This window comes from Avibacterium volantium, assembly GCF_900635775.1.
Classification (GTDB): domain Bacteria; phylum Pseudomonadota; class Gammaproteobacteria; order Enterobacterales; family Pasteurellaceae; genus Avibacterium; species Avibacterium volantium.
In genome coordinates this window covers 1,611,775-1,624,275 of record NZ_LR134167.1, presented here as the reverse complement: position 1 = coordinate 1,624,275, position 12,501 = coordinate 1,611,775, and the positions used below count along the sequence as shown (strand labels likewise).

General features: G+C 41.7%; 13 protein-coding genes. 4 read left to right on the top strand and 9 right to left on the bottom strand.

Annotation, left to right across the window (positions count from 1 at the left end; translation table 11 throughout):
* The first annotated feature begins 6 nt into the window (after positions 1–6).
* On the top strand, positions 7–1,311 hold the full coding sequence (locus tag ELZ61_RS07815) for an L-cysteine desulfidase family protein (RefSeq protein WP_422386236.1): 1,305 nt from the start codon (positions 7–9) through the stop codon (positions 1,309–1,311).
* Positions 1,312–1,525: 214 nt separating this feature from the next.
* On the opposite strand, the gene tilS is transcribed toward ELZ61_RS07815, so the two are convergent.
* From tilS to ribA, 6 genes are all read right to left on the bottom strand, one after another.
* A complete protein-coding gene (gene tilS, locus ELZ61_RS07810) occupies positions 1,526–2,806 on the bottom strand; it encodes a tRNA lysidine(34) synthetase TilS (protein ID WP_126372707.1) in 1,281 nt (426 codons plus the stop codon).
* Between the two features lie 13 nt (positions 2,807–2,819).
* The gene (pdxY, locus tag ELZ61_RS07805) at positions 2,820–3,680 is read right to left on the bottom strand and encodes a pyridoxal kinase PdxY (protein ID WP_126372705.1); all 861 of its coding nucleotides are present in this window, start codon (positions 3,678–3,680) and stop codon (positions 2,820–2,822) included.
* 70 nt (positions 3,681–3,750) lie between these two features.
* Entirely contained in the window at positions 3,751–4,704 is a 954-nt protein-coding gene (gene accA, locus ELZ61_RS07800) for an acetyl-CoA carboxylase carboxyl transferase subunit alpha (protein ID WP_126372702.1), read from the bottom strand.
* Positions 4,705–4,861: 157 nt separating this feature from the next.
* Positions 4,862–4,990 (bottom strand): transcriptional regulator, encoded by a 129-nt coding sequence (locus tag ELZ61_RS07795; RefSeq protein ID WP_126372700.1) that lies wholly within the window; start codon positions 4,988–4,990, stop codon positions 4,862–4,864.
* Complete coding sequence (locus tag ELZ61_RS07790; RefSeq protein WP_126372698.1) at positions 4,990–5,481, bottom strand: helicase; 492 nt, start codon at positions 5,479–5,481, stop codon at positions 4,990–4,992. Before ELZ61_RS07790 ends, ELZ61_RS07795 begins: the two co-directional genes overlap by 1 nt.
* 134 nt (positions 5,482–5,615) lie before the next feature.
* Positions 5,616–6,278 (bottom strand): GTP cyclohydrolase II, encoded by a 663-nt coding sequence (gene ribA, locus ELZ61_RS07785; RefSeq protein WP_126372696.1) that lies wholly within the window; start codon positions 6,276–6,278, stop codon positions 5,616–5,618.
* Positions 6,279–6,348: 70 nt separating this feature from the next.
* Here ribA and ELZ61_RS07780 point away from each other — a divergent pair, with 70 nt between their 5' ends.
* A complete protein-coding gene (locus tag ELZ61_RS07780; RefSeq protein WP_126372694.1) occupies positions 6,349–7,086 on the top strand; it encodes a phosphatase PAP2 family protein in 738 nt (245 codons plus the stop codon).
* Between the two features lie 44 nt (positions 7,087–7,130).
* Positions 7,131–8,045 (top strand): N-acetylglucosamine kinase, encoded by a 915-nt coding sequence (gene nagK, locus ELZ61_RS07775; protein WP_126372692.1) that lies wholly within the window; start codon positions 7,131–7,133, stop codon positions 8,043–8,045.
* A gap of 22 nt (positions 8,046–8,067) precedes the next feature.
* On the opposite strand, the gene ELZ61_RS10700 is transcribed toward nagK, so the two are convergent.
* The 3 genes from ELZ61_RS10700 to ELZ61_RS07765 form a co-directional block, all read right to left on the bottom strand.
* Entirely contained in the window at positions 8,068–8,238 is a 171-nt protein-coding gene (locus ELZ61_RS10700; RefSeq protein ID WP_164550728.1) for a hypothetical protein, read from the bottom strand.
* A 161-nt stretch (positions 8,239–8,399) separates the two neighbouring features.
* Positions 8,400–9,737, bottom strand: coding sequence for an MFS transporter (locus tag ELZ61_RS07770; RefSeq protein WP_126372690.1), 1,338 nt, complete (start codon positions 9,735–9,737; stop codon positions 8,400–8,402).
* Positions 9,738–9,807: 70 nt separating this feature from the next.
* Positions 9,808–10,611: a gluconate 5-dehydrogenase gene (locus ELZ61_RS07765; protein WP_126372688.1), complete on the bottom strand. Its 804-nt coding sequence runs from the start codon at positions 10,609–10,611 to the stop codon at positions 9,808–9,810.
* 429 nt (positions 10,612–11,040) lie between these two features.
* On the opposite strand from ELZ61_RS07765, the gene ELZ61_RS07760 reads away from it, so the two are divergent.
* Entirely contained in the window at positions 11,041–12,483 is a 1,443-nt protein-coding gene (locus tag ELZ61_RS07760; RefSeq protein ID WP_126372686.1) for an alanine/glycine:cation symporter family protein, read from the top strand.
* Positions 12,484–12,501 lie beyond the last annotated feature (18 nt).

Here is a 12,501-nt window from a genome sequence, read left to right as displayed (position 1 = left end):
GAGCTTATGATGAACGAAAAATTACGAAATTTTGAGACTGCACTAATTAATATTGTTCAACAAGATGTGGTTCCTGCTTTAGGCTGTACAGAACCGATTTCATTGGCGTTAGCTTCAGCAACTGCCGCCCAACATTTAGGGCAATATCCCGAAAAAATTGTTGCGAAGGTTTCACCTAATCTAATGAAAAATGGTTTAGGCGTTGCCGTACCGGGAACTGGAATGGTTGGGTTACCCATAGCCGCAGCAGTGGGGGCACTAGGTGGTGATGCCTCTGGGGGCTTAGAAGTGTTGAAGAAAATTACCCCAGAGCAAGTTGAACAAGCAAAACAACTACTTCAGCAGCATAAAGTAAAAGTAAGCATTAAGCAGACCGACCAAATTTTGTATGCAGAATCCACGATTTATGCGGGTGAAGATTGGGTGAGAGTGGTTATTCAAGGGCAACATACGAATATTATTCTGATTGAAAAAAATGGTGATGCGTTGTTTAAAGCGGAAGAAAGCCAAGCACAGCAGATCGATCCTTATGCAATGTTTAACCAATTAAAAGCCAAAGATATTTTTGATTTTGCTACACAAATTGAATTAGAAAAGATCAAATTTATCCACCAAGCGGAAAAACTTAATGCGGCATTATCAGCAGAAGGGCTTCGCAATGATTACGGTTTACATATTGGACGCACGCTACAAAAACATATTGGCGATGGCTTAATGTCAGATGACTTGCTTTCCCGCATAATGATTAACACCACCGCCGCGTCCGATGCCAGAATGGGCGGAGCAACACTTCCCGCGATGAGTAATTCAGGATCGGGAAATCAGGGGATTACAGCGACAATGCCTGTGGTTGTGGTTGCCGATCACATTCAAGCTGATGAAGAGAAACGAATTAGAGCATTATTTTTATCGCATCTAATGGCGATTTTTATTCATAGTAAATTGCCGAAACTTTCAGCGCTTTGTGCGGTAAGCACCGCTGCAATGGGAAGTTGCGCGGGGATTTCTTACCTACTCACCAATAAATTTGATACGGCAGCAATGGCAATCAGCAGTATGATTGGTGATATTAGCGGAATGATTTGTGATGGTGCAGCGAATAGCTGTGCGATGAAAGTTTCAACCAGTGTGACTTCAGCCTATAAATCCGTGCTGATGGCAATGAACCAAACCGGTGTTACAGGAAATGAAGGCATAGTGGATCACTGTGTGGATCAAAGTATTGATAATTTATGTGCGATCGCTTGTAAAAGTATGCAACATACTGATGTACAAATTATTGAAATAATGGCGAGTAAGCCACAGGATTAAGTGATCATTTTTCATTGATTAGCCAGGATAAAAGTCGAGCACTTGTTGTTTGAAACGTTGAGTATATTTAGTCATAAAAAATCTGCACCTTAATCAATTGGTTGTTTAGTCCAACTTTTGGGGTGCAGATCATTTTCACCGCACTTTTTTTATGTTTATTATCTATACTGCGTTAAGACCATAGTACGGTGAAATTGGAAAGCAATTCAGGGGGTTAGATAAAATTCTGAAAAAATCCCACCGCACTTTGAAAGGTTTCGCCATAAAAAATCAGTGGAATGCGGTTGCGTTGCCAAACGGGGATATTATGGGCTTGCCAGCATTTTTTGATATCTTGGTTAATGCCATTTAGGTTTCTCACTTTGCCTGAATAGGCGAAGCGAATACTAATAGGGGCTTCAGGTTTAGGCAGGGGCTGAATGTAATCTTGCCACATTGCTTGCACGCCCGTTGGGGTTTCCGTTAAGCAAATTTGCCCTAACTTGTCGGGCAAAGTTATAGGTTGGTTGAGGGTTACGGGCAGGCTAAGCTGGCGGAGATCGGCAAAATGCTCGGTGAGATACAACCGATGTTGATAACGGCGGAGCATTTTATCGCCAAGCTGAAATTGCGGATTGCGATCCATTTCGGCAAAAATCACGTCTTGAATTAATTGTTCCAACTGCTTGGTGGAGGGCATTGGCTGCTGCAAGGTTTCCAGCCATAAGCGGAGTAGGGCTTTTTGTTTCAAATCAGACCATTGCGAGAAATCCGTTAAATCAAAAGTGCGGTGTGTTTTGTCCAAATATTTTTCCAACTCTGGCTGTAATAATTCGGCTAAAAGCTGTTGTTGCTCGGCACAATGGGTGGCACTGCGTTGCACTGCTTGATCGAAATACGTCCAGCGTTCACGCAGTTGGGGCAAAATTTGATTGCGTAAAAAATTGCGTTCGTACTGGTTATTTTGATTGCTTTCGTCTTCAATCCAGCTTAGCTGATTTTCAATGGCATATTGATGAAGTTGCTGGCGAGAGAAGGGGAGCAGGGGGCGAAAAATCGTGAAATTAAACACCGCACTTTGCGTTTTCATCGCTGATAATCCGCTGACACCGCTACCTCTTTTCAAGGCAAGAAAAAAGGTTTCGGTTTGATCTTGTTGATGATGGGCAGTAACCAACATTTCTTGCGGCAAAATATGGCGTTGAATGGCGTGATAACGGGCTTGGCGAGCGGCAGCTTCAATGCCCATTCCTTGTGTCAGCTGAACTTTTTCCACGATCAAAGGAATGGAAAATTGTTGGCAAAGCTGTTGGCAGTGGCGCGTCCAATCATCAGCATTTGGGCTTAAGCCGTGGTGAATATGGATCGCGCGCAGCTGGAAGTGCGGTTGTTTTTCGCGTAATTTTGCTAAAAGCGCAAGCAACACGGTAGAGTCCAGCCCACCGCTTAAGGCAATCAGAAAATGCGAGTGGGGCTGGCGTTGTAATTGCTGTTGAAATTGCTCAATTAGCGTCATAGCAAGGGCAATGTTAGGCGATTTTCACAGCGTTAAATTGGCTCACAGGGCGAACAATCTGTTCACGCGCAGCCACAATTTGCAGTTCATAATTATCCTGCTGTTGCGTTACCGTCATTACATCATTCACGGCATTGGCGGTATGCTCAAAGGCTTCCACGTCCGTTTTGCCATTAAGCAGATTCGCCATAAATAGCCCCGCGGTTAAATCGCCCACGCCCACAGGTTCTTTAGCAAATTGGTGCAGCGGACGGCTGATGTGCCAAATGCCTTGCTCATTGGCGAGGAGCATTTCAAACTGGCTTGGATCTTGCCCCACTTTGCTAAGATGTTTCACCAGCACTTTTTTCGGCCCTTTGGCTAAAATTGCTTTTACCGCTTCAATGGCTTGAGCAAAGTTTTCTACTGGCAAACCGCTCAGCTCACGCAATTCCACTAAATTAGGGGTGATGATATCGGCTTTTGCCATTGCAAGGTTGATGAGATTTTCTTTCACACCATCAGCCACAATACAGCCTTTGTCGGGGTGGCCCATCACAGGATCGCACAAATAAACGGCGTTAGGATTGCGAGATTTCACTTTTTGCACCGCATTAATGATTTCTTCCACTTGCTCCGCCGCACCAATATAACCTGAAATCACCGCATCACATTGATGTAATTGACCAATATTATCAATGCCTTGCACGATTTCGCCAATTTGTGCTGGTGGCATTACCATTCCCGTCCATTGGCCATATTGAGTGTGATTGGAAAATTGCACGGTGTTCAATGCCCACACATCAATGCCGAGTAATTGCATTGGAAAAGTGGCAGATTTATTGCCCGCATAACCGTAAACGACGTGAGATTGAATGGAAAGAAGATGTTTCATTTTGCTATCCTTTATGCTTTCTAATAACGCTTGAAAGTAAAAGTGCGGTTAAAAAACCGCACATTTTTATTTAGCAATAACCGTAGCTCATTAGGCGTTGGTAACGGCGTTCGAGCAGTGTATCTGGATCAAGAATTTCTAAATCCGCTAAATCTGTCAGTAAACGCTGTTTAAGATTTTGCGCCATTTGCTCATAATTGCGATGAGCACCGCCCAATGGCTCAGGGATAATGTTATCGATAAGTTGTAATTTTTGCAGACGATCTGCGGTTAAACCCATCACTTCTGCGGCGGTAGAGGCTTTGTCGGCACTTTTCCATAAAATGGAAGCACAGCCTTCAGGGGAAATCACTGAATAAGTGCTGTATTGCAACATATTGACTTTATCGCCCACGCCAATGGCTAACGCGCCACCAGAACCGCCTTCACCAATTACTGTACAAATAATTGGCACTTTTAGCATTGACATTTCACGCAAGTTGCGCGCAATGGCTTCTGATTGTCCGCGCTCTTCCGCGCCCACACCAGGGTACGCACCTGGGGTGTCAATAAAGGTGATGATTGGCAATTTAAAACGTTCTGCCATTTCCATTAAACGTAACGCTTTGCGATAGCCTTCAGGGGCTGGCATACCAAAGTTACGTTTCACTTTCTCTTTTACCGTGCGTCCTTTTTGGTGGCCAATCACCATAACGGGCTTGCCGTCTAAACGAGCTAAACCGCCCACAATGGCTTTATCATCTGCAAAAGCACGATCGCCTGCGAGTTCTTCAAACTCGGTGAAAATTTGTTCGATGTAATCTAAGGTATAAGGACGATTTGGGTGGCGAGCCATACGAGAAACTTGCCACGCATCTAAGTTGGCAAAGGTTTTTTTGGTTAATTCTTCGCTTTTTTTCTGTAAGCGAGCAATTTCATCATCAAGATTAATTTCATCATCTTGCCCCGCCACTGCTCGCAAGGATTCAATTTTTGCTTCAAGTTCAGCAATCGGGAGTTCAAAATCTAAATATTCTTGGCTCATTTGTTATTCCTAGTATTTTCGGCAAAATTAGTACGCACTTTAGCAATATTTTACTTAGGGTGCAAATCTACCGAATATTTTATGCGTTTTTTACAAAAAAAGTAGTGTTTTTTGCAGTTAGCTGGTTAGATGACTTATTACGCTTTCAAATTACACGCTATTTAGATTTTGTTGTGTTTAAATGTGATGTGTTTTCAGCATTCTTTTTTGCCTGTTGATAAGCTAAGCGTGATAATTCCATCGCTTGACGTTTAAGCTCTGCGGCCGTGTATTTTTGCTCTTTCATTATCTTGCTCCATAACGTGGGGTTTTGACTATAAAGCAGTCTTGATTATGACCTAATTTTGTGATTGCTTGAAATTCATTGAGAATTGGATGACGATTATCGCACATTTTTTGATACATTCGAACTAAAGAAGGTCTTTCAGCAATGAAAAAATAGCATTCTGGTTGATATTGTAAGTAGTGATAATAAAGCAGTGATTCAAGTTGTTCTTTGAGTTCTTTTATGAGATTGCGAGAGAATTTTTGTCCTTTAGGCGCAGCGTATAACTCGATGTCTGCTTGAGTACTTTCATAATATTCTTTTACAGCAAATTTTATGGTATAAGTTTGTTTGCCATTGATTAAACTTAAAATTTCTTGGTTATCTGTAAGATTTGTTAATAGGTCAATATCATTTGAAAAGTCGATAATGTAATCAATTTTTCCTACTTTAAAGTAGGCAAACTGATGGGATATATTTTGGAAATGATCTTCTAAAAATTCAACCTGCATTGTTTTGAGTATGTTTTATTTTAGCTGCTCTTAGCATAGGAAAAAGGGTTAATTTAGGCGACAACGATAAATTAGTTTTGCGATCCAAATTCCAAAAAAATAGCTCAATATGTTATTGAGCTATTGTTTACTTATTAATCTTTATCAGGAGTAGGCACTTCTTCCTGACAATGTGGGCAGGTCATTAGGTGTTTCTGATTGTTATGCACGATGAAATGGCCCATTTTTTTCGCTTTGGTGTCTAAATATTCCGTGTTGTAGCGGTTTTCGCCTACGTTTAACGGAACGCGTTCCACCACGTTGATCCCCGCTTTTTTCATTGTGTCGATTTTGTTAGGGTTGTTGGTGAGCAGGCGAACTTGCTTTACACCGAGTAGATCAAAAATATCCGCACAAACTTCAAAATTACGCTCATCTGCGGCAAAGCCCAAAGCAAGGTTGGCTTCAATGGTATCCATTCCTTGATCTTGTAAAGAATAAGCACGGATCTTGTTAATTAAGCCAATGCCGCGGCCTTCTTCGCGGTGATAAATCAGCACGCCACGGCCTTCTTCACTAATTTGACGTAGTGCGGTGGCAAGCTGAAAACCGCAATCGCATTTCAGGCTATGCAACGCATCGCCCGTTAAACATTCTGAGTGAATGCGTGCCAAAACTGGCTCATCTTGATTGCTAATATCGCCCATTACCAAGGCAACGTGTTCTTTTTTGGTGTCGGGAAACTCAAAGCCCACAATGCGGAATAAACCAAATTCGGTCGGTAAATTTGCTTCCGTAACCCGTTGAATTTTTGTCATCGCTAAATCCTTCATTCTTTTTTTATTGAATAATGCTAAAATACGCACTCAAATTTATGGAGTGATTAAAATGTTAAAACGCTTATCATTATATACCTTATTGCTTTGTTGTGTGCCTTTTTTTGCGTGGTTAATTAACTGGCATTGGCAAGGGGGTACAAATTATACACAAATTGATACGTTGCTTTATTTTATTACCGAAACAGGTAGTGTGCCTTATGCCATTATCACTTGTGGCGTGTTTGCTGTTGCGTATTTTTTCTGTATTGCAGATAAAAAACAAGCCCTTGCGGTGATTGCAGTGATGGCGATTTCTGTTGGGGTAACCCAAGGGGTGAAATCGGCGCTCAAAACGGTGTTTGCTGAACCTCGTCCTTTTATTGTGCAATTAACAGAAAAATCAAGCGTTAGCCCTGACTATTTTTACGATCAACCTCGCAAAGCGCGTGAACAAATCGTGTTGGATTATTATGCAGATAAACAAGTTGATGCCCATTTGGTGCATCACCGTAGCAAAGAAACAGGCTATTCTTTCCCATCTGGCCACAGCATTTTTGCCGCCACTTGGCTAATGCTTGCGGTAGGATTTGGGCAGCTGCTTGGACGTAACAATAAAGGAATGAAATATCTCACCGCAGGCATTGCTATTTGGGCGGTGCTAATGCTAGTCAGCCGTTTACGTTTAGGAATGCATTACCCGATTGATTTATTGGTTTCCGTGTTGCTGGCGTGGGTGTTTCATTGTGGATTATTCGATTGGATCAAAAACAAACCGATTTTCAACTGCACTTTGCAAGATAGAGCGTAATAAGAAAGCGCGGTCAGATTTTTAATTATTTTTTGAGGTGAACAATGTTATACGGATTTGATATTGGCGGCACAAAAATTGAGCTTGCCGTATTCAATGAAAAATTGGAAAAACAATATTCCGAACGGGTGGATACGCCAAAAGAGAGTTACGAACAATGGCTTGATACCATTGTGAATTTGGTGAAAAAAGCCGATGAAAAATTTGGCGAAAAAGGCACAGTAGGGCTGGGCTTACCGGGTTTTGTGAATCACGAAACAGGCTTGGCGGAAATCACCAATATTCGCGTGGCAGACAACAAACCTATTTTACAAGATTTAAGCCAGCGTTTAGATCGCGAAGTGCGGGCAGAAAATGACGCAAATTGTTTTGCCTTATCAGAGGCTTGGGCAGAAGAAAATCAGCAATATCCAAGCGTGTTAGGCTTGATCCTTGGCACAGGTTTTGGCGGCGGTTTAGTGGTTGACGGCAAAATCTACTCAGGACAAATCGGAATGGCGGGCGAACTGGGGCATATGCAGCTGAATTACCACGCCTTAAAATTGCTCGGCTGGGACAAAGCACCAATCTACCCTTGCGGCTGCGGCAATCAAGCCTGCTTAGACACCTATCTTTCAGGCCGTGGATTTGAAATGCTGTACCGCGATCTCAAAGGGGAAAGCCTATCAGCCAAAGAAATTATCCAGCGTTTTTACGCGAAAGATCAAAGTGCGGTGGAATTTGTGGAAATGTTTGTGGAACTCGCCGCCATTTCTATCGGCAACATCATAACAGCCCTTGACCCGCATTTAATCGTACTCGGCGGCGGTTTATCCAATTTTGATTATCTCTACGAAGCACTACCAAAAGCCCTGCCTAAACACCTAATGCGCAGCGCCAAAGTGCCAGTGATCAAAAAAGCCAAATACGGCGATTCCGGCGGCGTCCGCGGTGCTGCAGCATTGTTTCTTTCGAGATAGTGTTTGATTTTTATTTTGCGCCCTAAGGAAACTCGGGACGTTTTTGTTTTAGTTGGGTATTTGCTCGAATCTTTTTTATATTTGGAATATGGAAAGTGGTTATTGAATTAGCTAGGGGAATCATTTTACCTTTTTCAATCGCAACCATTTGTTCTGCGCTTTTGATTAAGCGATCGAATATTTGTTTCTTCATATTATTTTTATGCACAGTTCGATAGAACAATAAATAACATTCTAGCAAAGAGCGGTGATTTTTACAGCAAAATTTATGAGGTAAGTAGCAAAGGTAGAAATAAAAAATGTAGAAGATCAATCTTCATCTTCTACATTTTAATTTAATGAATGATGTAATAATTACATTGCATCTTCTTCGGCGAATAAGTCACGGTCTTTAGTTTCAACGGTATTGTAAGTTGTGAATACAGTGATCATCATTAATAAGCTCATAAAGATAGCTACAGCTTGCCATCCCCCGAAATAGGCTAAAATAATGGATGAGAACATTGGTACCAATCCACCACCAATAGCCCCAATTTCACGCGCAACAGTTAATGCACTGTAACGATAGCGAGAACCGAAAATTTCTGGTAGTTGAGGGCTTTGTACACCCATAGCGCCTTCTGCTGGGAACCAGAAACAGAAGATCATAATCAAACCGATTAAGATTGGTTCACCTGTATTTGCCATCATAAAGGCGAAGAATGGGAAGATACACATTATGATGGAGTAAATTAATCCTGCTTTACGGCGTCCAATTTTATCAGAGAGCCAGCCGCCGAATAGTCCACCAAAAATTCCAACTACTGCACCAATTGCTGTGGCAGTTGAGAAAATTGCTCCACCATCTGAGCGGACATAGTTTACAATATAGCCACCTAAAAATGCTTGGTACATAAATGAATGTCCAACACAAGGAAAAGTGAAACCGAAAACGCGTAGCATATTTTTACGAGAATGTTTCCACGCTTGAACAAGAGGCATTGCTTGTTTGGCACGTTCTTTGAACTCTTTCTGTTTTTCGACAAAAACAGGTGACTCGTGCAATTTTAAGCGCATCCAAATAGCGAAAACAGTTACAAAGATCGTTAATAAAAATGGAATACGCCAGCCCCAAGCAATTAAATCATTACGATCAAGGCTAACAAGGATAACTGTCCATACTAAACCACCAACAACTGTTCCTGCACTCGCGCCAGCCCATACATAGCTTGCCGTAATACCACGTTTGCCAATTGGTGCGATTTCAGTAAGATAAGTTGTGCCAGATGTATATTCAGCACCAACAGCTGCACCTTGTACACAACGGCAGATAATCAAGAGTATTGGCGCCCAAATTCCAATGCTGTCATAAGATGGAATTAAACCAATACTAAATGTCGCTAATCCCATTAATAAGACGGTTGTGGATAATACCCATTTACGTCCACGAGTTTCACCTAAATGAGAGAAAATCAATCCCCCAATTGGTCGAACTAAAAAGCCTACACCATAAATACCAAAAGCTGAGATTAAACCAATAATAGGTGATGCGTTAGGGAAGAAAACTTGGCCAAAACATAATGCCGAAGCGAGAGAGAAGAGAGTCATTTCCATCTGGTCGAGAGAAGTGCCGATGGCTGCACCGAATTTAGCCCGCCGAAGTTGTTTATTAAATTCTGGCGATGAGGCTTGTACTGCATTTTGATTATTCATATTTTCCTCCTATTTAGTCCGTATGAATAATAAAAAAGGTGCGGGCTGAAGACCCACACCTATAAGCAATTTACGGCTGTTTACCAATATACGCCAAGATACCGCCATCAACGTATAGAATATGCCCGTTGATGAAGTTTGAGGCATCAGAAGATAAGAACACTGCAGCGCCTGCGAGATCTTCTGGGGTTCCCCAGCGAGCAGCAGGGGTTTTGGCGATGATGAATTGATCGAATGGGTGGCGTGAGCCGTCTGGTTGTCTTTCGCGTAATGGTGCGGTTTGTGGGGTAGCGATGTAACCTGGGCCGATACCGTTACATTGAATGTTCGCTTCACCAAATTCTGAACAGATGTTTTTGGTTAGCATTTTTAAGCCACCTTTTGCAGAAGCATAACCAACCACGGTTTCACGACCTAATTCACTCATCATTGAGCAGATGTTGATGATTTTACCGTGTCCTTTTTTGATCATTGAAGGTAATACGGCTTTTGACATAATGAACGGGCCAGTTAAATCGATGTCGATAATTTTACGATAATCCGCCGCGGTGGTTTCTAACATTGGGATGCGTTGAATGATACCAGCGTTGTTGACCAAAATGTCAATCACGCCTACTTCGTTTTCGATTTTCGCAACGTGTTCTTTTACCGCTTCTTCATTGGTTACATCAAATAAATAACCGTGCGCATCAATGCCTGCTTCTTTATAAGCGGCAAGGCCTTTTTTCAAGTTTTCTTCATTTACATCGTTGAATACGATTTTTGCGCCCGCTTGGCTTAATGCGGAAGCGATGGCAAAGCCGATACCGTATGATGCGCCTGTTACTAAGGCGATTTTACCTTTTAATGAGAATTGATCTAAAATGTTTGACATAGTTGCTCCTTAAACTTGTTAAATTAGGTTGTCATTGAAATTTATCATTCAGGTAAACTAATTTTAAAATTATTAAACCATAATTTCAATTTAATTTTAAGCGTTTATTAAAAATAGAATGTGATATAGCTCACATTTTTGCAAATTAAAGGCATTTTCCACTCAGCGTGTTTTGCTGTGAGGCGATCAACAGCATAGATTAAAACTGTATCGTTTTTATGGATTATGAATAATTTTTAGTTTTTTACGGGGAGTATGCTCACTCTTTTTAGTAAGTGCATTAAATATAAAATAATAAACTGCGGTTATTTTTTGAAAAGTTTCTACTATTTGATACTTTATTGAGTTTTTATTCTTATTTTTATCCTGATTATTCTCTCTTTATATAAAATCTATTAAAATGCCTGCTTTCATTATGAGGAGAAGTTTATGATTGAGCAAATTATCAGCAATGTGGAGCAGGCTCTAACGTGGTTTGTGGAAACATTTGATGGCCCACTTTGGGATATTACCGTAATCACTTTATTAGGCGTGGGTATTTTCTTTACGCTCACCACAGGATTAGTGCAGTTACGCTTATTTCCACAAAGTTTGCGTGAGATGTGGTTTGGACGTGCCTCTACGGGGGATTCTTTAACGCCATTCCAAGCCTTTGCGACAGGCTTAGCCAGCCGTGTGGGCGTGGGCAATATTGGTGGGGTAGCCACAGCGATTGCCATTGGCGGTGAAGGCGCGGTGTTCTGGATGTGGGTTACGGCGTTGATCGGAATGTCCAGTGCGGTAGCGGAATCTTCTCTTGCTCAATTATATAAATTAAAAGATAAAGATGGCGTGAGCCGTGGTGGCCCTGCTTATTATATTGTGCAAGGCTTAAAATCTCGCTGGTTGGCAGCCTGCTTTGCCATCGCATTAATCTTTACCTTTGGTTTTGCTTTCAATGCGGTGCAATCCAATGCGATTGTTGAGGCAACAGGCAATGCGTGGAAATGGAATCCAAGTTATGTGGGAACGGGTTTGGTGATTTTAACCGCCTTGATTATTTTCGGCGGTGTGAAGCGTATCGGTAAAGTTTCCGCTAAAGTTGTGCCAACAATGGCGCTGTTTTATTTAATTATGGCAGCGATCATTATGGGAATGAACATTGAAATGATCCCAACTGTAATCAGTAATATTATTCATAGTGCGTTCTCTTTTGACGCAATGGCTGGCGGTATGTTCGGGGCGATTTTCTCTAAAGCAATGTTAATGGGAATTAAGCGTGGTTTATTCTCGAATGAGGCAGGTATGGGTTCTGCGCCAAATGCTGCGGCTTCAGCCGATGTTAAGCACCCAGTAAGCCAAGGTTTAATCCAAATGCTTGGCGTGTTTGTGGATACCATTATTGTGTGTTCTTGTACGGCTATCATCATTTTGCTATCAGACAACTACGGCGGCGAAATGCTGAAAAGCATTTCTCTGACGCAAAATGCGCTACAATATCACGTTGGTGAGTTTGGCTTGCACTTCCTTGCTTTCATCTTATTGTTATTTGCATTTTCTTCCATCATTGGTAACTATGCCTACGCAGAAAGCAATATCCGTTTCCTGAAAAATCGTCCTGTGGTGGTGTTTATTTTCCGATTAGTGGTGCTATTTTTCGTGTACTTCGGCGCAGTGAATTCAGGCAATGTGGTGTGGAACTTTGCCGATACCGTAATGGCGGTGATGGCGCTAATTAACTTGGTGTCTATCGTGCTACTTTCACCGATTGTTTGGACGTTATTAAAAGATTATCAACGCCAAATTAAAGCTGGTATTCGTGAGCCAGAATTTAAAATTGAAGAACATCCAGAGCTACTTAAACGTGGCGTGAATCCTGATGTTTGGAAATAATGATTAAGTAAAAATGAG